Below are 21830 nucleotides of genomic sequence, written 5' to 3' on the forward strand. Positions count from 1 at the left end.
GTGTGCCTGGATCGACCCTCGCCCGAGGGCCTGACGGTCGCCTTGAGCGAACTCAGCCTGACCAGGCCCCGGCCGATTCTAATCCTGGTCGGTGGTGCCGCGAACCTCGATGCGACGACGGGCGGCGCACTGCTCCCGGTTTTTGAGCGCCTGGCGCCGCGCCTTGACGAACTGGGTGCCTTGGTCATCGATGGCGGCACCCCCTTCGGTGTCATGGCCCTGATGGGACTGGCACGCCGCCGTTCGGCCGCGGGTTTCCCGCTGCTCGGGGTTGCACCCCTGGGGCGTATCGCGCTCGATCCCACCGCTAGGGTTCCTGATCCGCCTGGCGTCGAGGCGGACGCCAAGGTCCACCTCGACTCCAATCACACCCATTTCCTCCTGGTACCGGGCGAGCGCTGGGGCGATGAATCCCCCTGGATCACGGACGTGGCCGAGCATCTCGCTGGCGGGCACGGCAGCCTCATGCTGGTCGCGGCGGGCGGCGCCATCACCCTTCTGGACGTCATGCACCGCCTCCGCGCTGGCGGCCGCGTCCTGGTTCTGGCCGGCAGCGGCGGCACCGCGGATCGCCTGGCCACTTGGCGTCGCACGGGCCGGCCACTGCCCGAACCCGGTCTGGAGCAGGCCGATCCCGCCCTCGTCGAGGTATTGGACCTGGCCGAGGCCGGGACCCGGCTGCCGCGGATCCTGGCCCGGGCCTTCGCGCCCTGAGGGGATGCCGTGAGACCTTTTGCCTTCCTGCGACCCCCGGTCCTGGTCATGGGCGCCTCCCCGCTCGCGGACCAGGTGATTGTCGGTCTGGGTCGGGATGGCTGCCGGGCTAGGCGCATCGATCGCGAGCAACTGGCGATGCTGAAGCCGGGACGAGCGCCCCTTCTCATCCTGGCCGATCCGCCAGGGGCCCCCGACCTCATCGCCGACCTCATTGAGTGTTCCCGCAACGGCCCTCACGGCCGGCACCGGCCGACCCAGCGGCTGATCCTGATGCACCCTCGGGAACCCGCTCCGCCCCTGCCGATGCCGGAATCCGCCGATCCCTGGCGGATCGAGACCTTTGCGATTCGCGATCGCGCCGCGCGGGCCCTGCTCGCCCGGTAGCCCCTGCACCTCGGCATGGATCCGCGTTTCGGTCAAGGCCCCCATCTCCTGATCCTCGGCTTCGATGATCCCGCCGAGGCCCTGCTGCTCCAGGCATTGCGTCTGATCCACTTTGGCCAGGGCTTGCCGCGAATCACCCTCCTCTGCGATCACAGCGACGCCATCGCCGCCCGGTTCCTGGCTGCCTACCCGTAGGCCCCCCTGATCGCGGACCTCCAGTTCGCACCCATCGATGACCTGTCGCGGACACTGAACTCCGGCGGGGCCGCCCCGGTCACCCTCGCCGCGGTCTGTGTCACCGACCCGGATACGGGTGATGGCTCACCGGGCCTGGAACTGGCGCGCCGTCTCGTCCATGAGCTGGCGGTCATCAAGGGTGTCTCCCCACCTATTCTTTTGGAAACCGGTGAGGCCGTGCCGGGCGGTCGGGTCGAGGACTGGGACGGGCAGATCATCCCTGTTTCCTATCTGCGGGAGGCCTGTCGTGCCCCTGTGCTCCTGGAGGGGTCGGGCGACGAGATTGCCCGTACCATCCACGACCATTATCGCGATACGATCGCGGCTCAGGGTCGTGACCCGGACGGGGAGCCCGCCGGCCAGCCCTGGGAGACGCTGGCCAACTCCTACCGCCAGGCCAACCGCCATCAGGCCGACCATATCTGGGCCAAGCTGGCCGTCAGCGACTGTCACGCGGTCCCGGAGGAGCTGGTCGAGTCCTTTGTGATGAGTCCGCTGCAAGTCGAGCAACTCGCGCTCATCGAGCACCAGCGGTGGGCCGCGGATCGCCATCTCGATGGCTGGCGTTACGGGCCGGTGCGTGACAACAGGCTTAAGCATCATCCCAACTCATCCCCTATGCCGATCTTTCCGAGGCCATGAAGAACCTGGACCGCTTTGGCGTGGGTGGTTTGGTGGTTTGCCGACCCTGGCCGCCCGCGCCGAGCGGCGAATCAATCTCGTTGGCGCGGCACAATTGGTGACCTGCGCCTGCGCCGCAAAAAATCATCCTGCGGGTGGTTTCAGTTGGCGGCATAGCGTTCGAGCCAATGGGCGTAGGAAGGGGGCAGGACCCAGGAAGGGCGCTCGATCCCGAGTTTCAGGGCGGCCTGATAGGGCCAGTGGGGATTGGCCAGATGGGCGCGACCGACCATCACCAGGTCCAGTTGACCCTGTTGCACCGTTCGCTCGGCCAGTTCCGGCGTATCGATACCCCAGGCCGAGGCGACCGGCAACTGGGCCTCCCGGCGTACCCGCTCGGCAATCGGCGCCAGGAAGGCGGGTGCCCAGGGAATCGTGGCGCTTGGGGTGGAGAAGCCAATACTGACGCTCAGCAGGTCCAGCCCTTCGCGTTTGAAGGATTTGGCGAGTTCGATGGACTCGGCCAGGGTTTCCTCGTCCCGGCCGTCAAATTCGATGACCCCGAAGCGCGCCGTCAGGGGCAGATGCTCGGGCCACACCTGGCGTACCGCGGCCAGAGTCTCTACCAGAAAGCGGCCGCGGTTCTCCATGCTGCCGCCATAAGCATCCTGCCGCTGGTTGGCATGGGGCGAGAAAAAGCTTTGCCCCAGATAGCCGTGGGCGAAGTGCAGTTCCAGCCACTCGAAGCCGACGTCCCGGGCCCGTTCGGCGGCACTGACGAAGTCCTGGCGGACCCGGGCGATGTCATCCTGGGTCATGGCCCGCGGCACCTTGGGCAGATTGGCGCCGAAGGGGATGGCCGAGGGGGCCAGGGTCGGCCAGCCGCGCGGATCATCCGCGGCCATGTGGTCGTCACCCTCCCAGGGGCGGTTGGCGCTGGCCTTGCGGCCGGCGTGGCCAATCTGAATGCCCGGCACGGCCCCGGCGGCCTTGATGGCGGCAACCGTGGGGGCGAAGGCCTGGGCGAGGTCCTCGTTCCAGATGCCGGCACAGCCGGGGGTGATGCGGCCTTCCGGGGCCACCGCCGTGGCCTCGGCGATGACCAGGCCGGCACCGCCCCGGGCGAGACCGGCCAAATGCACCTGGTGCCAGGCGTTGATCAGACCTTCAACCGCCACGTATTGACACATGGGTGGGACGACGATGCGATTGCGCAGCGTCACATCCTTGAGTTTGAAGGGTTGGAATAGTGCGGACATCTGGCCAGCTCCGGGGATAACAGCTCTGAAAATTGGATGTTTTTCAGTATAGCAAAAGGATCATCCGGCAATTCGGACTGCCAGTCGTTAATCAGGTGGCTGAGGAGGCGATGGGGCCCGTTTGCACGCCGTAAGCCCTTGATCCAAAATCTCGACTAGCGGATGACCCTCTCCTACCGGGGTGGGTCCGCGGCTACTTCGAGGCAATCGCCGTTGCCCAGAAACAGATCGGTTTTGGAACCCAGGCGCGCGCTGCCCCTGACCACCGGCAAACCCGCCGCCAGCATCTTTTCCACGGCGAGGGCCCCGGTGCAATGGTTGCAACCGAAGTGCTGGATGCCATAGGTCGCCAGGGCTTGGATGAGGCGGTCCTTGTCCTCGTTCCAATCATCAAAGGGCGCGATGTGCAGCCCCCCGTACACCGCATGCAGGCGCTCTCCCCCGGCAAAGGTTCGCCGGGCGTAATCCAGCAGATTGAGGACCCCGCCATGTCCGCAACCGGTGACCATCACCAGACCCCGATCCTGAACCTCGAAATACAGCACGTTTTCGCCCTGGACCTGCAGCAGGGTCTCTATCGGAAACTGCACCAGGGCGCAACCCGGAAACAGGCTCAGCGGTTGCTGGGGCTGCACCTGGATGAGGGGTCCGGTGTGACCATACTGCTTGATGAGGGCTAGCCCCTCTGGCTGAAACCCCGCTGGGATATAGACTGGCAGCGACGGACATTGCCTCAGGGTGACGCCGATCCCCCAGAAATGATCGAAATGTTCGTGACTGATGACGAGGCAATCAATTGCACCCTCCGCCAGGAGCCGGTCAACCCCCTCCTCGGCGAAGCGGCGCTCCATCCAGGCCGGGTTCCAACCGGTATCGAACAGTATCCGATAGCCTTTGCCGTCCAGCGTTTCCGCCTCGATCAGGGCCGAGGAGCCGGCGGCGTTGGCGGGGTTCCGGTCGCCAAAGGGGGGCCAGGGCAGCCGGTATTGATTGATTCCCATGCCGCCGGCGGCGGCGATATCCTCCAGCATGGTCGGCGTGTCGAGCCAGCCAATCTCGGAAATGCATCTGATCCGCAGATATTTGAGTAAGCCCAGGGCAAGTTGTTGGACCGGTGGCGCGGCGGCGGCGAGGGTCGGCTGGGGGTCTTGCATCGGTTCTCCTGTCAATAGACATCGGGCGTGTCAAAGGGGCAAGGCGCTAGCGGAGTCACAGGGCTCCCGCTTGCTTCAGGTGATCGTAAATGCCGGAGGCCATCCGTCGATAGCCCTCGGCATTCGGGTGAATCTGGTCCGCGCGGAGTTCTGGCTGGCTCAGGATCTCCGAAAACACCTGGTCGATAACCGGCACCGCCTCTTCCTCCGCCAACTCCTGGTAGAGGGGCGCATCCCCTTTGCCGATGACGAGGTTGAGCAGGGACACCTCCGGCACGGCCACCAGCACTACTTCAGCCCCACTTTGCCTGACGGCCCGTAGTAGGTACCGCAGATCCTCCTTCACGGCTTGCCGAGGCCGGCGCCGCAGGAAGTCATTGCCCCCCATTTCGATGATGACCAGAGCGGGTTGATGTTGATCGAGCAGGGCTTGGATGCGGCTCTTGCCCGCTTCCGCAGTATCCCCCGGGACTCCGGCATTGATCACCTCCCAGCCGGTCTTGAGGGCCAGGGCGGTTGGCCAATCCTCCCCCGGGGCGGCTCCTGTCCCGAAGGTCACGCTGTCGCCGAAGGCGAGGACGGTCGTGCCGGGGGGAAGGGCGGTAAGTTGGGGTTCCTGGCTGCATGCCGAGAGCAAGGCGGTGGCCAGCAGGGCGAGGATGAAAAGTCCGTGCCGCATGAAGAGGGCGCTCCGAAGGTCGCGGGGGATGGGATGTTGGGATTTTAGGCTATCGCTGACGGCCAGGTTGTGCCCCATGAATTTGCCAAGCCAGACGCTTGAGTTGGGGATAATCCCTCAGTCGAACGCGAACCGGAATCCAGCCTGGTTTCGCGTCGTTACCGACGGCGTCGGCCGGTTGATCCTCCGGCGTGAGGATGCCAAAATCCAGACCCAAGGCCACCAGGGCGTTTAGATAGGCACCGATCGTGACCGCGGGCTAGCCTTTCTCGATCCGATGCAAGGTGACCCGCGACATACCGCCCGCGTCGCGAACCTTGCCAACAACCCCGAGGTCGTCATGCGTCTTTCCCACCGTCTCGTTCTGGCCCTGCTGATCGTCCTCGTGGACACTGCGGCCTTCCTAATCCCGCTTGCGGCGGTTCTGCTCGCGTACATTCTGCTCGCGCGTCCCGCCTGGTTTCGGGACTTGGTAGATCGGCTTTACCGCGGGGTTCCGCGTTAGGTGGCATGTGTTTGTGTGGTGCGGCGGGGGCGACATTCTGAGCGCATCGGGAGTTCGACCGTCGCCGGTGGTCGCCATATTCGGTCGGAGCGCAACCCTTACCGGAGAGCGAAGCGCGCCGGGATGCGCTCGGTCACCACCCGCAGGAGCCGCTCGTGAATCGCCTCCGGGGTGTTGACCCGGATCAGTTGAAAGTCGCTGTCCGGTCCTTCCGGTGCCCCGGCTCGGGCAGGGGGGACCGGCGTTGATGCGGTGGGCGTTGACGATGATCCGCGAGGCGGCGGCTTACGTCGTGGAGCCCGACCCTCTTCACGCAAAGAGAGTCATTCGCCCTTTCGACCCGTCTCCCCGGCCAGGCGCAAGAACCACGGATCCGTAGAGCGCAAACAGTAGCGACAGCCGCTCGATCCGGGCTAGGGCGATCAGTGGCCCGGCGTCCGCGACGACGATCTTGTTCATGGCGACCTGCGCATCAAGCCGCTGTCACAAGGCGGCGGCCAACTCCTCCGCCAACTCCTCTGCCGGATAACCCACGGCAGCTAAGCCGAGCGATCCCAGCGGATCGAGGAAGCCATCCAGCGAGAGCCCCGCAACCTTGGCGGCCTGGGCGAGGGTGAGTTAGCGGTTCTCGAACAGGGTCAATGCCAAGGCGCGTAAGCCGGCGCGGATCGTAGCCGGCTCTACCGCGACGGCCAGGTGGTCGGCATCGCCCGCGAGGAACTCAAGGGCATGGTCGCCGACCATGACATCCGCATCATGGTCGCCACGGATGCCGCCTGCGAGGGTCTGAACCTCCAGACCCTGGAGACTCTCATCAACGTCGATCTGCCCTGGAACCCGACCCGGCTTGAACAACGCATCGGCCGGATCAAGCGCTTCGGCCAGGCGCGCCCGGTGGTGGACATGCTGAATCTGGTTCACCAGGGCACGGTGGATGAAATCGTCTATGCCCGCCTGTCGGAGCGGATGCGCAACCGCTACGACCTCTTCGGTGGCCTGCCCGACACCATCCGCGATGATTGGATCGAGGATATCGAAACCCTGGGCGAGCGGATGGACCGCTACATCGAGGAACGCCGCCAGGCCACCGGCTTTGATTTGCGCTACAACGACAGTATCAAGCCGACGGATAACGCCTGGCGGGACTGCGCCGGGGTGCTCTCCCGGCGGGATTTCGACAACCTCATGCGTCAGGGCTGGGGAGGCTGAGGAGGACGCCGGCATTCGCGCTACGGGTTTCAGCCGGCGGGATGCTCGGCCAGCCAATGGCGGGCAATCGCTTCCCGCCGGCAGATCCAAACTGGCTCGTGGCTTTGCACGTAATCGAGAAAGCGCGCCAGGGCCATGGCGCGGGCCGGGTGACCGCTGATGCGGCCGTGGAGCCCAACGCTCATCAGCTTGGGGTGCCGTGCGCCCTCCTGCCAGAGGAGGTCGAAGGCGTCCTTAAGCAGACGGAAAAAGTCGTCCCCACCGGCAAAACCGATCGGTAGCAGGTAGCGGGCGTCGTTGTTGACCAGGGTGTAGGGGATGATCAGGTGGGCGGGCGCTCCGGGGAGCCAATAGGGTAGGTCGTCGTTATAGGCGTCCGAACTGTAGAGGAGGCCGCCCTCCTCGCGCAGCAGGCGGCGGGTATTGTGACTGACGCGCCCCGTGTACCAACCCACCGGGCGTTGGCCGCACAGCCGCTTGATGATGTCGAGGGTGCGATGGATGTGCCGCCGCTCTTCGTCCTCGGGGATATTGCGATAGTCCAGCCAGCGATAGCCATGTCCGGCGACCTCATGCCCGGCCGCGCGCAGGGCCTGGGCGATCCCGGGGTTGCGCTCCAGGGCTTGGCCGACGGCAAAGGCGGTCAGGGGCAGGCCGCGGGCGCTGAAGAGGTCCAGGATGCGCCAGATGCCGGCGCGGGAGCCGTATTCATACATCCCCTCGACGCTGAGGTCCCGTTCACCCGGGCGAGCGGGGCGGCCGGGCAACTCATGGAGATAGGCCTCGGACTGGGCGTCGCCGTTGAGGATGCAGGACTCCGCGCCCTCCTCAATGTTGAGTACGAATTGCACCGCGACGCGGGCCTCGCCCGGCCAGTGCGGGTGGGGTGGGCGACCGCCATAACCGACGAGGTCGCGCTCGGCCATCAGCCCAGCTCGAAGGTCGTGACGCCGAAGATCCGCGAATGGGCGAGATCGGGGGTGGGCCCCAAATACATGCGGGCGCAGCCAAAGACCTCGACCATCTCTTCCTGGCGCGCAAGTGCCAGGGCGGCGGCATTATTCTCCGGGGTGTCGAGGAAGAGGGGCCCGCCAGCGGCAAAGCCGGCCAGGTGAGCATAGAGGGCCCGGGCGGCGGAGGCATCGTCGGCGAACAGGGGGCCGATTTTGCAGCCTTCGCCGCAACGGCGGATCACGCCGTAGCCGCTCAGTCGGCCAGCGCGGAGGCAGCCGAGGGCCAGGGAGTCCGGTTGGCTGATCCAGTCGGCCAGGAAGGTCGGGCGGGGGGCGGGGAAGCAGGTGCGGTCGTAAGCGAGGACCTGATCGAAAGGCACCCGGGCCAGGGGGGCTAGCTCTTCGTCGCCAGGTGGCGGGGTTGGGGGCTGATCCGGGATCTCGGCGCGAAACCGGATGTCGCGATGGGAGAAAACGAAGCCGCCCTTGGCGTAGTAGTCCTGCATATTAAAGACGCCATCCATGCCGATGGTCGCGCCGGGGCGCAGCCGGGCGAGCAGACGCTCGCGGCGGGCGTGCCAGAGGCGATTGCCGAGGCCCTGGCCGCGAAACTCGGGCCGCACGATGAAGAAACCCATGAAGCCAAATTCACCCTGATAAGCGGTGATGGCCCCGCCCCCAATCAAGTCGCCGTCGAGGTCGGCGGCGATGAAGGCGTCGGGGTCGGTGGCCCAGAAGCATTCGGCATCATGCCGGCCCGGGTTCCAGCCCTCCCGGGCCGCCCAGGTGACGAGTTCTTCCACCTCGGGACGGGTCATGTTGCGGATCATCAGGTTAGGGGTCATGGGCAGCCTCCTGGGGGTGGTTCAGGGCGAAGGCTAAGCGCGCGTCGGATGGCCGTCAAGGTGGGTCTGACCCGGTAAACCCAGAATAAAAGTTGGCATCCGCGCCGGGCGGTTCATAATTTAGGCACTTCATCCGCCGGAGGAACTCATGGAACTCTCGACCGCCGTCATACTCGCGATCGCCTTGCTGGGGCTGTTCTACCTGGTTGCCATCTATAACCGACTCGTGGCCTTGCGCAATCGCTTTCGTAACGCCTTTGCCCAGATCGAGGTGCAGCTCAAGCGCCGCCATGACCTGATCCCCAATCTGGTGGAGATCGCCAAGCGTTACCTGGCGCACGAGCGCGAGACCCTGGAGGCGGTGGTCGCGGCGCGTCAGGGGGCGGTGGCGGGACTGGCGCGGGCGGCGGCGAACCCGGCGAACGCGGCGGCCATCACCGGGCTCGGTCAGGCGGAGGGGGCGCTGACGGGGGCCTTGGGGCGCCTGAATCTGGTGGTGGAGGCCTATCCGGACCTCAAGGCCGATGCCAACATGCGCCAATTGCACGAGGAACTGGCGAGCACGGAAAACAAGGTGGCCTTCGCCCGCCAGTCCTTCAACGATGAGGTGATGGCCTACAACACCTATCGTCAATCCTTCCCGCAGCATCTGCTGGCCGGCCTGTTCGGCCATGGCGAGGATGCGCGCTGGCTGGAGTTCGCCGATAGCGCGGCGATCCAGCAGGCGCCCAAGGTCAGCTTCTAGCCGTCACGGCCCATGGATTTCTTTGGTGCTCAGGATTCGGCCCGGCGGCGCGCGGGCTGGCTGCTACTGCTCTTCGGGCTGGGGGCCACCGGCCTGGTGGTCCTTACCAGCCTCTTGATGATGTTCATCCTGGGCTTGTTCGGGACGGTGACCGCCGCCGATCCGATGGGTACCTGGATGGATTTTGATGGGCAGACCTTCACCGGCTTCGCCATCCTGGTGACCCTCGTGATCGCCGCCGGCAGCCTCTATAAAATGGTGGTCCTGTCACGAGGCGGCGCCGCGGTGGCGGAGGCCTTGGGCGGGCGCCTGATCGCCCCGGATACGGATGATCCCAAGGCGCGCCGGGTACTGAATTTGGTGGAGGAAATGGCCATCGCCTCGGGGACTCCGGTGCCGACTCTTTATGTGTTGGAGGGGGAGGCCGGGATCAACGCCTTTGCCGCCGGTCTCACCCCGGCCCATGCCGTGATCGGCTTGACCCAGGGGGCGGTGGACGGCCTGTCCCGTGACCAGCTCCAAGGGGTGATAGGCCACGAATTCAGCCATATCCTCAACGGCGACATGCGGTTGAATATCCGCCTGGCGGGCCTACTGCACGGGATTCTGCTCATTGGCCTGATCGGGCGGGGGCTGTTCCAGGCCGGTGGGCAGGGCGCGGGCCGACGCGGGCGTGACAGCTTTGCCTTCATGTTGGTGGGAGCGGGGCTCGTGGCGACCGGCTCTTTCGGCACCCTCTTCGCGAATCTCATCAAGGCCGCGGTGAGCCGGCAGCGCGAGTTTTTGGCGGATGCCTCCGCTGTCCAGTTCACCCGTAATCCCCAGGGTATTGCCGGGGCCCTCAAGCGTATCGGGGCGGCTAGCCACGAGGGCCTGCTCGTCCATCCCCGGGCCCCGGAGATGAGCCACGCCTATTTCACTCAGGGGGTTAGCTCCTTCCTGGGGCGTCTGGCCGCCACCCACCCGCCGCTGGAAAGGCGCATCCGTCGCCTTGAACCCGGCTGGAACGGGCGTTTCGAGGAGACCCCGAAGGCAGCCGAACCACCGCCGGACGCGCAGGCTCGGGACCCGTCCCTGGCCTCGGGTCTCGCGAGCCCCACGGGGACACTCCCGGCCGCCGCTGTCGTGACGGGTCTTGCCCAGGCGACCCAGGCGGCCATTGCCCAGATCGGCCGGCCCGACGAGACCCATCTGCGTTACGCCCATGCCCTGATCGGCGAGTTGCACCCCGCCCTGCGTTGGGCGGCGCGCGAACCCTATGGTGCCCAGGCCCTGGTCTTTGCGCTGCTACTGGATCGCGATGCCGCCATCCACCAGCGCCAGATTGCTCATCTGGACAGGCATGCCGATGTGGGCCTGGGCGCGGAGACCGAACGTCTCTTTCCCGCCGTCCTGGCGACCCGGCGCGAACATCGCTTGCCCCTGCTGGACCTGGCCCTGCCCGCGCTGCGCCAGCTCTCCGCACCCCAGACCCAGGGCTTCAGGACGGCCCTGGAGGTCTTGATCGCCGCCGACGGGCGGGTCAGGCTCTTCGAGTGGTGCCTGTCCCGTATCCTGCTCTCCGGCCTGACACCGGAGGTCGACACGAGCCGGCAAGGGGCTAAGGCCCTGGCCGAATGCGCCGATCTCGGCGCCGACTGCGCCCTCGTCCTGTCGCTACTGGCCCGGATTCAGGAGAGGGGCGATGCCGTCCGGCTGGCCTCGACCGCCGCCCTCCAGGCCATCGGTCTGTCCCAACCCCTGGCCCTGGAAGCAGAGCGGTCTGTCGATCACCGCGCCATCGATCAGGCGTTGGAGCGTTTGACGGCGCTGAGGCCCCAGGCCAAGCATCGGTTGTTGCAAGCCGGCGCGGCCGTCATTCTGGCGGATGAGAAGGTCGTACCTTCGGAACTGGAGGTGCTGCGCGCCATCGGGGCTGTTCTGAACTGCCCCATACCACCGCTGCAAATCCCCGCGCCTCGTCTGCAAATTACTTGAGGGTACCCTGGCCGATGAAGCTGCTTTGGTCAATCATTCTTAGTCTGTTACTGCCGCTTTGTCTCCTGGGCGGATGTGGCACGAGTCGGGAAGTTCAGTACAGCGACCCTCGGGTTGACGGCTGGGAGCGTCAACCCCCGGCTTTCAAATCGGTTGTTATTAATGTTAAATCGGAAGTCCCCGGGACCGGGGAGGCGGAAAAACAGCTTAATTTTTCCCTGGAGGTCGAGTTCCTTTATAAGAAGAAATTAATCGCCAAGTCTGGCGGTGATATAGCGGTTGCCGTGGTCATTAAATCCCTCAAGGATGTACCACGGGAAAGCCGGGTCTGGTTTGGCAGTCTGGCGGGCAGCGCGACCCTGCTCGCGGAGGTAAGGGTTACGGGGAAAAATCAAAACCCTTTTCGTTTACCGTTGAAACGGTTTCGCGCGGCGCCGGCACCACGGATGATTTTTTGACCGGCAAGGGCGGCAGTACTCAGGATATGCTGGAGCGAACGGCGGAAGTCATTGTTGGGGAACTGGTCCCCTAGCCGGGAATAATTAACCAGTAAATTATTCCCGGATGAACCGGTTCAGTCTTCTTTCTTTTTGCACTCGGCTTCGAATTCTTCAAGGGTGGCTATGATTTTTCTTTTGTCACCCAGGATGGAACCTGCTATCCAATCCGTATCCTGGGGGATTTTTTTAGTGATGCTCATCCAGTTCCAGCCAAACTCATAATGAACCTTGCCATTTTTAAGGCAGATGATGTATTGATTCATGCCAATGCCCGGCGAGCCCGAATTCGTAACTTCCGCGAGTCCATTTATATGTCTGTAAAATCGGTCCTTTTCGAGTTTATTTAATGTTAATTTGTAAGTGATGTAGCCTATGACTACCGGGATAATGATGATTGCCGATAACCAGATCATGAGGTTCTCCCGGGTTTTACCCTGAGTGTTGATTGGGGGATAATTACCTATCTCTCTCGAGGATGGTTCGTCGGAGGGGGTGGAAATACTCATTGCTCCGCTGTCGAAAATGTTTATGTGAGTGCCACGGTCGCTGGAGACCTGGGTCCAGGGGCTCGCCTCGATAAGCGCTATTTAAGACTATCCTAATTATTACCGAATGATGTTGACATTTTCGCGTGGAAATGGAATGTTAGCATAAGGGGTTGTCGTTATATCGCTCTTGGTCCTGCCCGCAAGGGTCGGGTCAACGAACGCCCCCGGCATCGATAATTACTATGAGAACGAGGAGGAAGACTCATGTATGACATAGAGCATTTCCGCAAAAGCCAGGAAGACTTGCTGAAAATGATCGAGGATTTACAGTCCTTGATGGCTACCGATATGTTCGAAATGAGCCAGAACGCCATGACCGCTTATCAGGTTCTCTGCGATCTGGGCTTCAAGATTCATGCGCACCTTGGGGAGGCGGATCGCTATGTTTATCCCTATCTGCTCATCCATGATGACCCCAAGGTGCAGTCCCTAGCCTGGGGTTTCATCAACGGCGAGAATCCACTCCGCCAGAGCTTCGCCGACTACTACATCAAGTGGTTGAATAATTTCCACTTCATCTTCCCACGCGACTTCATTGCCGATAGCCAGGAAATATTCAACATGATCATAGAACGTATTGACCGTGAAAACAAGGAGTTGCTTCCCTGGCTGGCCGAGATCGGTATCAGCCACCATTCCCGCGTCCAGGATCCTCCGGCGGGGCTTTAGCGCGCGCCTCTCCTCGGGATTGCCAGCCCCAATGACTCGGCGGGTCATTGCCGATCACCCCCATCGGAGCTTCGTGAACCCTATCCACATCCTGAACGGTCAGCCTGGCCATGAGTAACAGCCCCCAGCACGCCTACAACGCCCGGGTCTTCGGGCGGGAGGAAATTAACCCACAACTTCTGATCCTCCGCGTCCAGCCCGAAGCCACTCTCTTTGATTTCAAACCCGGCCAATTCGCCGTGCTCGGTTTGCTGGGCAGCGAACCGCGGGTCGCGGAGGCCGCCACGGAAGAGGTCATTCCCCCCGGGGATAAAATCATCCGTCGCGCCTATAGCGTGGCGTCATCGAGCCGGGAGCGTCAGTACGCGGAGTTCATTATCACCCTCGTCACCAGCGGTGATCTAACGCCCCGGCTCTTTGCCTTGCGGGTTGGGGACCGCCTCTTCCTGGGACCCAAGGCCAGCGGGGTCTTCACCCTGGACCGGGTCCCGCCCGGCAAGGCGGTCATTCTCATCGCCACGGGGACCGGGCTGGCGCCCTACATCTCCATGCTCAGGACCCTGCTGTTGCGGGAAACCGACCGGCGGTTTGTCGTCCTGCACGGCGCTCGCTTTGGCTGGGACCTTGGCTACCGCGGCGAACTCGAAAGCCTGATGCGGTTATGTCCCCACTTCACCTACATCCCGAGTATCACGCGGCCGGATCAGGACCCGCATTTTCAGGGTCATACCGGCAGGATCCAGAACTTGCTGGAGCAGGGCCTGGTGGAACGGGAGTCCGGCATCCCGCTTGATCCGAACCTGGCCGATGTCTTTCTGTGCGGCAACCCGGACATGGTGTCCTCCGTGAACAGTATCCTCGAAGCCAGGGGTTTCCAGGCCTGGCGGGGTCGGGAACCGGGCACGATTCATGTCGAGAAATATTGGTAAAGCCTAATCTTTAGGATTGGTGGCTAATGGGGTGTGGGTGCCATCACAGAGAGGGGGGGTGGCGGTCCGCTTACATTGGCACAGGTAGTAGGTTCCGTCCGCCGGGGGCGTAAAGGGCATGGGGTTGAAGCATGCCGTATGGGAGCCGTCGCAATAAGGCTGGTTGGCGGAGAGGCCGCAGGTACACCAATAGATAGTCTGGCCGCCCTTCAGTTCGACGGCGGCGGGTTGGGTGGCGGCGATCTTGGGCTCTTTCATGGCATTTGCCTCATGGTTGGTCAGTCGTACAGAAGGAAGGGGGCGCGTTCCTCGCGCCAGGCGGCCTCGTCGGCGAGGAGCCGGCTCTCCAGGTCGGCGGGAACGGCCTGGGGGTCGTCAACCCAGTCGCGCAGCAGGGTGCCGCCCGCCAGGAGGTCGATGGCCAGGCGTTCGGTCTCGTACTCGTAGGGAAAGTCACGCCACAGGGGGTAATCCGGATAGGTGAGGCGCACGGCCTTGAGGAAGAGGGCCGCCAGCCGGTAAGGCCGGAAGCGGGCGTGATCATAGCTCGCCAGGTCGGTATGGATCTGGAGGCCAGAGCAGAGCCGACCGGCGTGTTTGTGAAAGGTGGGCTCGAAGTAACAGGGACGCAACAGGGCGCCCTCCAGCCATTCCGGGCGCAGGGCCGCCATGCGCGCGAGCAGCCGGTGGCTGTCGATGTCCGGCGCCCCCACCAGTTCCAGGGCAACCGTGGTCCCCCGGCCCTCGGACAGGCTGCTACCCTCGAAGAGCACGGTGCCCGGGAAGCAGCGCGCCATGTTGAGGCTGGAGGCATTGGGGCTGGGGTTGATCCAGGGTCCCTGGTGCAGGGGCCAGCCGAATCCCGGCCCTTCATCCATCTGGTAGCCGGTCATGGCCACGATTTCCAGTTCGACATCCAGGCCCAACCGCGCCACCAGCCAGCGCGCCAGTTCGCCGAAGGTGAGTCCATGGCGCATGATGAGCGGCGCGGCACCGACGAAGCTCTCCCAGCCCGGCTCCAGAATCGTTCCCTCGATGGGCCGGCCGGCGGGATTGGGCCGGTCCAGCACCCAGACCGCCTTGCCGGCCCTGGCGCAGGCCTCCAGTAGGTAGGTCAGGGTGGTGACGAAGGTGTAAATGCGGGTGCCGATGTCCTGAAGGTCCACCAGCAGGAGATCGAACGTCTCCAGCATGGCGGCGGTCGGCCGGCGCACCTCGCCATAGAGACTGAAGACCGGGATGCCGTGGACCGGGTCACGATAGTCCTGGGTCTCGACCATGTTGTCCTGCTTGTCGCCGCGCATGCCATGCTGGGGACCGAAGGCGGCGGTGATGGCCAGTCCGGGCGTCGCCATCAGGGCATCCAGACTCGGCTGGCCCGCGGTCGTCACGGACGCCGGATGCCCCAGCAGGGCCAAACGCCGGCCACGCAGGGCCTTCAGGCGGGGGCTGGCGAGGAGAACCGAGATGCCGGGTTGCACGGGGGCGAGGTTCCTTATCGTTGGTGACGTCAATCGGAAACAAATGCGCGGGAAATTTCCCAAAGGGCTGACGGCTTGATGCGCCGCAACAGGGGCACCACTTAGGGGTGGGACGAGAGATTCCAGTATGTCGCCGCCCACGTCAAGCCCTGGGGCTCAAGTCGTGGCCCCTGACAATAATCAACATCCAGCCAGAGCGTCATCTTGTATCATGTTAGCCAAGCCACGCATCCGTCGCGGTGTTCAGGGGCCTGCTGTTTCCCTGCCTACACTTGCGTATCCAAGTGCCTGGCGCTGGCCTGCCTGCCGTCAACCCCGTCCCTTTCGATGAAAAATCCTGGAACGCCATGACTGAATACGCCCTGATTCTGGTTGGCACCGTGCTGGTCAACAATTTTGTGCTGGTCAAATTTCTTGGCCTCTGCCCCTTCATGGGGGTATCCAAAAAGACCGAGACGGCCATCGGCATGGGCATGGCGACGACCTTCGTCCTGACCCTGTCCGCCATCTGCACCTGGTTGGTGAACGAGTACCTGCTGGCGCCGCTGGGCATCGAGTACCTCCGGACGATTGCCTTTATCCTGGTCATCGCCTCGGTGGTCCAGTTCACCGAGACGGTGATGCGCAAGACCAGCCCGGTGCTGTACCAGGTCCTGGGCATCTTCCTGCCCCTCATCACCGTCAACTGCGCCGTGCTCGCCGTGACCCTGCTCAACCTCCAGGCCGGACTTGGCCTGATGGCGTCGGCTATTTACGGCTTTGGCGCGGCATTGGGCTTTTCCCTGGTCCTGGTCCTCTTCGCCGCCCTGCGCGAGCGCATCGCCGTGGCCGACGTGCCCGAGCCCTTCCAGGGCAGTGCCATCGCCCTGGTGACGGCGGGCATCATGTCCCTCGCCTTCATGGGCTTCGCCGGACTCGTGTCCGCCTAAGGCCCCTGATTCAGTCCTAACTGGAGCCGTCTCGGCATCGCCATGCTGACCGCCATCCTTGCCATCGCCTTTCTCGCCGTCCTCTTTGGGCTGCTGCTGGGCTATTCGGCGATCCGCTTCAAGGTCGAGGGCGACCCCCTCGCCGAGCGGATCGATGCCTTGCTGCCCCAGACCCAGTGCGGCCAATGCGGCTATCCCGGCTGCAAGCCCTATGCCGAGGCCATCGCCAAGGGGGAGGAGGCCATCAACAAGTGCGTGCCCGGCGGCACGACAACGGTCATCGCCCTGGCGGATCTTCTTGGCCGCGATCCGGAGCCCCTGTCCGACGCCGGTCCCGAAAAGCCCAAGGCCGTCGCGGTGATCGATGAACAGGAGTGTATCGGCTGCACCCTCTGCATTCAGGCCTGCCCCGTCGATGCCATCATGGGCGCCGCCAAGCAGTTGCACGTCATCATCGCCAGCGAATGCACCGGCTGCGAACTCTGTCTCAAGCCCTGCCCCGTGGAGTGCATCCACATGATCCCCATCCCGGCCGAAACCAGTAACTGGAGGTGGCCCTATCCGGAGCGCCCGTCCGAACGGGCCGCTGCCTGAACCGACAAGAGGCCCCTAGTTTGGATTCAGCCCTGCCCCCCTACCGGCTCGGCGCCGGTCAACGCCAACTCTGGACCTTCCCCGGGGGCTTGCACCTGCCGGACGAGAAGGCGCTGTCGAATCATGCCCCCCTGGCGAGCGCCCCCCTGCCCCGGCGGCTCATCATCCCCTTGCGTCAGCACATTGGCGCCCCGGCCAAGCCGGTGGTCGCGGTCGGCGACCGGGTCCTCAAGGGGCAGTTGATCGGCGAGGCGCAGGGCCGGCTGAGCGCGACGATCCATGCCTCCAGTTCCGGGACCGTGATCGCCATCGAGGAACGCCCGGTCCCCCATGCCTCCGGCATGAGCGCCCCCTGCATCCTGATCGAGACCGATGACGAGGACGCCTGGGCCGAGCTGCCGCCGCCGCTCTCCGCCAGACCCGACCCGGAGGCCCTGCGCGAGCGTATCCGCTGGGCGGGCATCGTCGGCCTGGGCGGCGCCGCCTTTCCCAGCAGCGTCAAGCTGACCCCGGCGCCCGGTATCCGCGTCCGGACCCTGATCCTGAACGGCGCCGAGTGCGAGCCCTACATCAGTTGTGACGATCGCCTGATGCGGGACAGGCCCGAACGCATCCTCCAGGGCGCCCGTCTGCTACGGGACCTGCTGGGGGTTGAGGCGTGCCTGATCGCGGTCGAGGACAATAAACCCGAGGCCATCCTGGCCCTGCGCCAGGCCCTCGTGACGGATGGCGACGCGGCGGGTATCGAAATCATCGCCATCCCCACCCTCTATCCCTCGGGGGGAGAAAAGCAGCTCATCCGCATCCTCACCGGCCAGGAGGTGCCCAGCCGGGGTATCCCCGCCCAGATCGGCATCGTCTGCCAGAACATCGCCACCGTCGCCGCCATCGCCGACGCCGCCTTCGACGGCAAGCCCCTCATCTCGCGCATCGTCACCCTGACGGGGCGCGGTCTGGGTCAGCCGCGCAATCTGGAGGTGCCCATCGGCGTCCCCATCCGGGAACTCATCGAACAGGCCGGCGGCCTGAGCCCCCGGTTGCGGCGCTTGCTCATCGGCGGCCCCATGATGGGTTTTGCCTGTGATGACCTGGACATCCCTGTGACCAAGGCCGTCAACTGTCTCCTCGCCCTGACTCCCGACGAGGCCCCGGACCCCGGGCCGGCCCTGGCCTGCATCCGCTGTGGCGCCTGCGCCGAGGCCTGCCCCGTCAGCCTGCTTCCGCAGCAGTTGTACTGGCACGCCCGGGCCCGGGATCTGGACAAGGTGCGCGACTACAATCTCTTCGATTGTATCGAGTGCGGCTGTTGCGCCGTGGTCTGTCCCTCCCATATCCCGCTGGTTCAATACTATCGCTTCGCCAAGAACGAATGCCTGGCGCGGGACCAGGAGAAACGCCAGGCCGAGCATGCCCGCCAACGCCATGAGGCCAAGGAGGCGCGGCTGGAGCGGTTGGAACAGGAGCGCAAGGCCAATCTCCGCAAGAAGAAGGAGGGCCTGGCGGACAAGGCGCCGCCCCCGCCCCCCGGGGCCCCCGTGGTGGGGGCCCTGGCCCCGGCTGCCGTCGCCGAGGACCCGAAGAAGGCCGCCATTGCCGCCGCCCTCAAGCGCGCGGCGGAAAAGAAGGCGGCCCTGGCCAGTCAGGGTCTGGCGCCCAAAAACACCGAGAACCTGGCCCCGGCCCAGCAGCGTCAGGTGGAGGCCGCCGAGGTCCGCCGTAGCGAGCTGCAAGCGGCGGAAGATGCGGCGCGGCCGCGGGAATAAAGCATGATGCCGACCGCTATCGTCTCCTCGCCCTTCGCCGGGCGCCTCAACCGTACCGACCAGGTCATGCTCCAGGTCATCCTGGCCCTGATCCCAGGTACCCTGGCCATGGTCTGGTACTTCGGCTGGGGTGTCCTCATTAACATGGCCTTGGCCAGCTTCTTTGCCCTGGCTTGCGAGGCCCTGGCCATGAAACTGCGGGGGCGTCCCGTGTTGCCGGCCATCGGCGACCTCAGCGCCCTGGTTACGGCCCTGCTCTTCGCCGTCGCCGTACCCCCCACCCTGCCCTGGTGGATGACCCTGATCGGCATCGTTTTCGCCATCATCGTCGTCAAGCAGTTGTATGGGGGGCTGGGCTACAACCCCTTTAACCCCGCCATGGCGGGCTACGTCTTCCTGCTCGTGTCCTATCCCCTGGCGATGACGACCTGGTTGGCGCCCAACATTCCGGAAATTCTGGAGGCCCATCATCTGGTCACCCTCTCCTTCCTGGATTCCGCCCGGCTTATTTTTACGGGGGCCCTACCGCCCCATGTGGCCTGGGATGCCATGAGCGCGGCCACGCCCCTGGACGAGATGTTCTCCAAGCTCGACCAAAACGCCACCATCCCCGAGATCCTCGCCAGCCCCCTGTGGGGGGAATACGGCGGGCGTGGCTGGGAATGGATTGGCAACTGGTTCCTGCTGGGGGGGCTCTACATGATCTGGCGCGGCGTCATCACCTGGCGCATCCCGGTGGCCGTGCTGGCGGGCCTACTCATTCCCGCCGGGATGTTCTGGCTGGTGGACCCTCAGGCCTTCCCCTTTCCGGCCTTTCACATCTTCGCTGGCGGCACCATCCTGGGGGCCTTTTTCATCGCCACCGACCCGGTCACCGCCTGTACCACCCCCCGGGGCCAACTCGTCTATGGCGCCGCTATCGGCCTCATTATTCTGGCCATCCGCCACTGGGGCGGCTATCCGGACGCCGTGGCCTTCGCGGTCTTGCTCATGAACATCGCCGCCCCCACCATCGATTACTACACTCAGCCCCGCGTCTTCGGCCATGGCCGGAGGGAAAAGACATGAATACCAAGCCTATCCTCGGCGCCGGGGCCATCCTCGGCGCCTTTGCTATCGCTGGCGTCGGTCTGGTGGTCGTCACCAATTACCTGACCGAAGAGCGTATCGCCGTCAATCTGCGCGAGGCCATGTTGGCCAAATTCGCCGCCATCCTGCCGACGGTCCCGGGCACCGAGGCGCCCCTCATGGATAATGACCCCCTGGCTGACCGCATCCAGGTCAGCGCCCCGGACCTGCTCGGGGCCACCACCACGGATGTTTATCGGATCCGCCAGGGCGGTGAGCCGGTGGCGCTCATCCTTAATCCCATCGTACCCGATGGCTATGCCGGGCCCATCCGGCTGCTGGTGGCGGTCAAGACCGATGGCACCCTGGGCGGGGTCCGGGTCCTCGACCACCACGAGACCCCAGGGTTGGGTGACAAGATCGAAGAACGTAAAAGCGACTGGATCAAGGTGCAGTTCGACGGGAAGGGCCTTGGCCAACCGGCCGAGAATCGCTGGCTGGTGAAGCGCGACGGCGGCGACTTCGACCAGTTCACGGGCGCCACCATCACCCCCCGGTCCATTGTCAAGACGGTCAAGAATACCCTCAAGTATGTGGCCCGCGAGGGCGATGCCCTCTTCGCCAAACCCGCCGAAATAGCCCCGGCCCCCGGATCGAAGGAGGCTTCCTGATGGCCAGCCCCGCTATCCCGCCATCATCGGTGATGGCTTGTGGCGTCAGAACCAGGCCCTGGTGGCCCTCCTCGGCCTCTGCCCCTTGCTGGCCACGACGACTTCGGCGACCAATGGCTTGGGCATGGGCTTGGCCACCACCACCGTGCTGGTGCTCTCCAACCTGGTCATCTCCCTGATCCGTAATCTGATGCGCCCGGAGATCCGGCTGCCGGTCTTCGTTCTGGTGATCGCCTCCTTCGTCACCGCCGTCGAACTGGTCATGCAGGCCAATTTTTACGAGCTTTCCCGCACCCTGGGGATCTTCATCCCCCTGATCGTCACCAACTGCATGATTGTCGGCCGCGCCGAGTCTTTCGCCTCCCGCAACCCGGTTTTTCCCGCCGTGGTGGATGGTCTTGCCATGGGCCTGGGCTACAGCCTGGTCCTGACAGTGCTGGGCGGCATTCGTGAATTTCTGGCCCAGGGCACCCTCTTCTATCAGGCGGACATCCTCTTCGGCGAAGGCGCTCGCGTCCTCTCCTTATCCCTGGGCCCGGACTTTCATGGCGCCCTGCTCGCCATTCTGCCCCCGGGGGCCTTCATTACCCTCGGCTTCCTGATCGCGCTCAAGAATATCCTCGACAAGGCCATGGCCCGGCGCCGGGCGTCCGCCCGGGTGCCCGGCGCCGCGACTCCCGATGACCGCCAGTCCGCAGGTAAGGCCACGGATCATCCGGCCCCCGCGACCTAGGGGCGATGAACTACAACCTCATCCTCGAGGAGTTGGGTCGCGCCAGTCTGTTCGAGCTTTATCGCCTAAACTCCGCCATCGGCAACCAGCTCGATGACCCGGCGCGCATCGCGGCGGTGAAGCGGGCCCTGATGGTCGGTCAGACCCTACGTTGGTTCGACCGCGACGCGAACCGGCTGGTGGAGGCTAAACTTCTGCGGATCAACCGAACCCGGGCGGAGGTCCAGAACATTGCCGATGGCAAGCCCTGGACCATCCCCTTCTACCTGATCGACCTGGAAGGCGAGGACGTGGCGATCGCCGCGCGCAAGCGCCAGGCGCTGGACCGTAACAGCCTCAGGGTTGGCGATCGCGTGGCCTTCAAGGACCGCCACGGCCAAGAGCGGTTTGGCCAGGTCGTCAAGCTCAACGTCAAATCCGCGTCCGTGCAGGTCGGGGCGGGGCGCTGGCGGGTGGGTTACAGCCTGCTGGCGCCGGTGATCGACGGCGTCGTGGGTTCCGCCATGGATGCCCTGCCGGGGCAGTGGACCGAGATTGCCCAATTGGACCTCGATGAGCCGGATAACCACGGCAGCGATTACTAATAACCCTCTGGCGCTAGCTCTATCCAACCCCCTGAGATAGGGCCGCTAGCTTAAGCCCCTGTCTGGTCATCGGATT

The 21830-nt window shown here is 64.5% G+C and carries 26 protein-coding genes and 1 pseudogene; 18 read left to right on the plus strand and 9 right to left on the minus strand.

The annotated features are described in order from the left end of the window. The 4 genes from IPN92_02095 (at position 1) to IPN92_02110 (ending at position 1980) form a co-directional block, all read left to right on the plus strand. Entirely contained in the window at positions 1–714 is a 714-nt protein-coding gene (locus IPN92_02095; GenBank protein MBK8637109.1) for a hypothetical protein, read from the plus strand. A 9-nt stretch (positions 715–723) separates the two neighbouring features. Continuing rightward, positions 724–1101, plus strand: coding sequence for a hypothetical protein (locus IPN92_02100; protein ID MBK8637110.1), 378 nt, complete (start codon positions 724–726; stop codon positions 1099–1101). Positions 1102–1116: 15 nt separating this feature from the next. Then, positions 1117–1296: a hypothetical protein gene (locus tag IPN92_02105; GenBank protein MBK8637111.1), complete on the plus strand. Its 180-nt coding sequence runs from the start codon at positions 1117–1119 to the stop codon at positions 1294–1296. A gap of 219 nt (positions 1297–1515) precedes the next feature. Next, the gene (locus tag IPN92_02110; protein MBK8637112.1) at positions 1516–1980 is read left to right on the plus strand and encodes a hypothetical protein; all 465 of its coding nucleotides are present in this window, start codon (positions 1516–1518) and stop codon (positions 1978–1980) included. A 140-nt stretch (positions 1981–2120) separates the two neighbouring features. On the opposite strand, the gene IPN92_02115 is transcribed toward IPN92_02110, so the two are convergent. The 3 genes from IPN92_02115 to IPN92_02125 form a co-directional block, all read right to left on the minus strand. Beyond that, a complete protein-coding gene (locus IPN92_02115; protein MBK8637113.1) occupies positions 2121–3218 on the minus strand; it encodes an NADH:flavin oxidoreductase/NADH oxidase in 1098 nt (365 codons plus the stop codon). A gap of 173 nt (positions 3219–3391) precedes the next feature. After that, entirely contained in the window at positions 3392–4372 is a 981-nt protein-coding gene (locus IPN92_02120; GenBank protein MBK8637114.1) for an MBL fold metallo-hydrolase, read from the minus strand. Positions 4373–4427: 55 nt separating this feature from the next. After that, positions 4428–5051: an arylesterase gene (locus IPN92_02125; protein MBK8637115.1), complete on the minus strand. Its 624-nt coding sequence runs from the start codon at positions 5049–5051 to the stop codon at positions 4428–4430. A 340-nt stretch (positions 5052–5391) separates the two neighbouring features. Between IPN92_02125 and IPN92_02130 the strand changes: the two genes are divergently transcribed. Next, entirely contained in the window at positions 5392–5556 is a 165-nt protein-coding gene (locus tag IPN92_02130; protein ID MBK8637116.1) for a hypothetical protein, read from the plus strand. Between the two features lie 309 nt (positions 5557–5865). On the opposite strand, the gene IPN92_02135 is transcribed toward IPN92_02130, so the two are convergent. Then, a complete protein-coding gene (locus tag IPN92_02135) occupies positions 5866–6015 on the minus strand; it encodes a hypothetical protein (protein ID MBK8637117.1) in 150 nt (49 codons plus the stop codon). Positions 6016–6213: 198 nt separating this feature from the next. On the opposite strand from IPN92_02135, the pseudogene IPN92_02140 reads away from it, so the two are divergent. Then, positions 6214–6765 (plus strand): annotated as a pseudogene (locus IPN92_02140) (helicase). A 29-nt stretch (positions 6766–6794) separates the two neighbouring features. On the opposite strand, the gene puuE reads toward IPN92_02140, so the two are convergent. Both puuE and IPN92_02150 read right to left on the minus strand, forming a co-directional pair. Beyond that, positions 6795–7691, minus strand: a complete 897-nt coding sequence (gene puuE / locus IPN92_02145) for an allantoinase PuuE (GenBank protein MBK8637118.1) — start codon at positions 7689–7691, stop codon at positions 6795–6797. Next, on the minus strand, positions 7691–8563 hold the full coding sequence (locus IPN92_02150; protein ID MBK8637119.1) for a GNAT family N-acetyltransferase: 873 nt from the start codon (positions 8561–8563) through the stop codon (positions 7691–7693). The genes puuE and IPN92_02150 overlap by 1 nt, the downstream gene beginning before the upstream one ends. A gap of 148 nt (positions 8564–8711) precedes the next feature. On the opposite strand from IPN92_02150, the gene IPN92_02155 reads away from it, so the two are divergent. Genes IPN92_02155 through IPN92_02165 form a run of 3 tightly spaced genes read left to right on the plus strand, consistent with a single transcriptional unit; the run spans position 8712 to position 11743 of the window. Further along, entirely contained in the window at positions 8712–9308 is a 597-nt protein-coding gene (locus IPN92_02155; protein ID MBK8637120.1) for a LemA family protein, read from the plus strand. Between the two features lie 12 nt (positions 9309–9320). Continuing rightward, positions 9321–11285, plus strand: coding sequence for a M48 family metallopeptidase (locus IPN92_02160; protein ID MBK8637121.1), 1965 nt, complete (start codon positions 9321–9323; stop codon positions 11283–11285). 14 nt (positions 11286–11299) lie between these two features. Further along, positions 11300–11743, plus strand: a complete 444-nt coding sequence (locus IPN92_02165; GenBank protein MBK8637122.1) for a hypothetical protein — start codon at positions 11300–11302, stop codon at positions 11741–11743. Positions 11744–11859: 116 nt separating this feature from the next. Here IPN92_02165 and IPN92_02170 read toward each other — a convergent pair whose 3' ends face one another. Then, the gene (locus IPN92_02170; protein MBK8637123.1) at positions 11860–12198 is read right to left on the minus strand and encodes a hypothetical protein; all 339 of its coding nucleotides are present in this window, start codon (positions 12196–12198) and stop codon (positions 11860–11862) included. A gap of 339 nt (positions 12199–12537) precedes the next feature. Here IPN92_02170 and IPN92_02175 point away from each other — a divergent pair, with 339 nt between their 5' ends. Together IPN92_02175 and IPN92_02180 are read left to right on the plus strand one after the other, a co-directional pair. Next, positions 12538–13002 carry a hemerythrin domain-containing protein gene (locus IPN92_02175; GenBank protein MBK8637124.1) on the plus strand — a complete coding sequence of 155 codons (465 nt, stop codon included), beginning with the start codon at positions 12538–12540 and terminating at the stop codon, positions 13000–13002. A gap of 110 nt (positions 13003–13112) precedes the next feature. After that, positions 13113–13931, plus strand: coding sequence for a ferredoxin--NADP reductase (locus IPN92_02180; GenBank protein MBK8637125.1), 819 nt, complete (start codon positions 13113–13115; stop codon positions 13929–13931). A gap of 3 nt (positions 13932–13934) precedes the next feature. Here IPN92_02180 and IPN92_02185 read toward each other — a convergent pair whose 3' ends face one another. Both IPN92_02185 and IPN92_02190 read right to left on the minus strand, forming a co-directional pair. Continuing rightward, on the minus strand, positions 13935–14189 hold the full coding sequence (locus IPN92_02185; GenBank protein MBK8637126.1) for a CDGSH iron-sulfur domain-containing protein: 255 nt from the start codon (positions 14187–14189) through the stop codon (positions 13935–13937). Positions 14190–14209: 20 nt separating this feature from the next. Then, positions 14210–15349, minus strand: coding sequence for a DUF1343 domain-containing protein (locus IPN92_02190; protein ID MBK8637127.1), 1140 nt, complete (start codon positions 15347–15349; stop codon positions 14210–14212). 410 nt (positions 15350–15759) lie between these two features. Here IPN92_02190 and rsxA point away from each other — a divergent pair, with 410 nt between their 5' ends. Genes rsxA through IPN92_02225 form a run of 7 tightly spaced genes read left to right on the plus strand, consistent with a single transcriptional unit; the run spans position 15760 to position 21754 of the window. Then, complete coding sequence (gene rsxA, locus IPN92_02195) at positions 15760–16341, plus strand: electron transport complex subunit RsxA (GenBank protein MBK8637128.1); 582 nt, start codon at positions 15760–15762, stop codon at positions 16339–16341. Between the two features lie 42 nt (positions 16342–16383). Then, a complete protein-coding gene (gene rsxB, locus IPN92_02200) occupies positions 16384–16935 on the plus strand; it encodes an electron transport complex subunit RsxB (protein MBK8637129.1) in 552 nt (183 codons plus the stop codon). Positions 16936–16967: 32 nt separating this feature from the next. Continuing rightward, on the plus strand, positions 16968–18698 hold the full coding sequence (rsxC, locus tag IPN92_02205) for an electron transport complex subunit RsxC (protein MBK8637130.1): 1731 nt from the start codon (positions 16968–16970) through the stop codon (positions 18696–18698). A 6-nt stretch (positions 18699–18704) separates the two neighbouring features. After that, positions 18705–19766: an electron transport complex subunit RsxD gene (gene rsxD, locus IPN92_02210; protein MBK8637131.1), complete on the plus strand. Its 1062-nt coding sequence runs from the start codon at positions 18705–18707 to the stop codon at positions 19764–19766. Further along, positions 19763–20437: an electron transport complex subunit RsxG gene (rsxG, locus tag IPN92_02215; GenBank protein ID MBK8637132.1), complete on the plus strand. Its 675-nt coding sequence runs from the start codon at positions 19763–19765 to the stop codon at positions 20435–20437. The genes rsxD and rsxG overlap by 4 nt, the downstream gene beginning before the upstream one ends. A gap of 22 nt (positions 20438–20459) precedes the next feature. After that, positions 20460–21170, plus strand: coding sequence for an electron transport complex subunit E (locus IPN92_02220; GenBank protein MBK8637133.1), 711 nt, complete (start codon positions 20460–20462; stop codon positions 21168–21170). A 5-nt stretch (positions 21171–21175) separates the two neighbouring features. Then, positions 21176–21754 carry a hypothetical protein gene (locus IPN92_02225; GenBank protein MBK8637134.1) on the plus strand — a complete coding sequence of 193 codons (579 nt, stop codon included), beginning with the start codon at positions 21176–21178 and terminating at the stop codon, positions 21752–21754. The last annotated feature ends 76 nt before the right edge of the window (positions 21755–21830 follow it).

The organism is Chromatiaceae bacterium (assembly GCA_016714645.1).
Taxonomy (GTDB): Bacteria; Pseudomonadota; Gammaproteobacteria; order Chromatiales; family Chromatiaceae; genus M0108.

Coding starts and splice junctions, on each gene's coding strand:
- IPN92_02105 (MBK8637111.1), top strand. CDS start 1,117: ATGGATCCGCGTTTCGGTCAAGGCCCCCATCTCCTGATCCTCGGCTTC.
- IPN92_02115 (MBK8637113.1), bottom strand. CDS start 3,218: ATGTCCGCACTATTCCAACCCTTCAAACTCAAGGATGTGACGCTGCGC.
- IPN92_02120 (MBK8637114.1), bottom strand. CDS start 4,372: ATGCAAGACCCCCAGCCGACCCTCGCCGCCGCCGCGCCACCGGTCCAA.
- IPN92_02125 (MBK8637115.1), bottom strand. CDS start 5,051: ATGCGGCACGGACTTTTCATCCTCGCCCTGCTGGCCACCGCCTTGCTC.
- IPN92_02130 (MBK8637116.1), top strand. CDS start 5,392: ATGCGTCTTTCCCACCGTCTCGTTCTGGCCCTGCTGATCGTCCTCGTG.
- IPN92_02135 (MBK8637117.1), bottom strand. CDS start 6,015: ATGAACAAGATCGTCGTCGCGGACGCCGGGCCACTGATCGCCCTAGCC.
- puuE (MBK8637118.1), bottom strand. CDS start 7,691: ATGGCCGAGCGCGACCTCGTCGGTTATGGCGGTCGCCCACCCCACCCG.
- IPN92_02150 (MBK8637119.1), bottom strand. CDS start 8,563: ATGACCCCTAACCTGATGATCCGCAACATGACCCGTCCCGAGGTGGAA.
- IPN92_02155 (MBK8637120.1), top strand. CDS start 8,712: ATGGAACTCTCGACCGCCGTCATACTCGCGATCGCCTTGCTGGGGCTG.
- IPN92_02160 (MBK8637121.1), top strand. CDS start 9,321: ATGGATTTCTTTGGTGCTCAGGATTCGGCCCGGCGGCGCGCGGGCTGG.
- IPN92_02165 (MBK8637122.1), top strand. CDS start 11,300: ATGAAGCTGCTTTGGTCAATCATTCTTAGTCTGTTACTGCCGCTTTGT.
- IPN92_02170 (MBK8637123.1), bottom strand. CDS start 12,198: ATGATCTGGTTATCGGCAATCATCATTATCCCGGTAGTCATAGGCTAC.
- IPN92_02175 (MBK8637124.1), top strand. CDS start 12,538: ATGTATGACATAGAGCATTTCCGCAAAAGCCAGGAAGACTTGCTGAAA.
- IPN92_02180 (MBK8637125.1), top strand. CDS start 13,113: ATGAGTAACAGCCCCCAGCACGCCTACAACGCCCGGGTCTTCGGGCGG.
- IPN92_02185 (MBK8637126.1), bottom strand. CDS start 14,189: ATGAAAGAGCCCAAGATCGCCGCCACCCAACCCGCCGCCGTCGAACTG.
- rsxA (MBK8637128.1), top strand. CDS start 15,760: ATGACTGAATACGCCCTGATTCTGGTTGGCACCGTGCTGGTCAACAAT.
- rsxB (MBK8637129.1), top strand. CDS start 16,384: ATGCTGACCGCCATCCTTGCCATCGCCTTTCTCGCCGTCCTCTTTGGG.
- rsxD (MBK8637131.1), top strand. CDS start 18,705: ATGCCGACCGCTATCGTCTCCTCGCCCTTCGCCGGGCGCCTCAACCGT.
- rsxG (MBK8637132.1), top strand. CDS start 19,763: ATGAATACCAAGCCTATCCTCGGCGCCGGGGCCATCCTCGGCGCCTTT.
- IPN92_02225 (MBK8637134.1), top strand. CDS start 21,176: ATGAACTACAACCTCATCCTCGAGGAGTTGGGTCGCGCCAGTCTGTTC.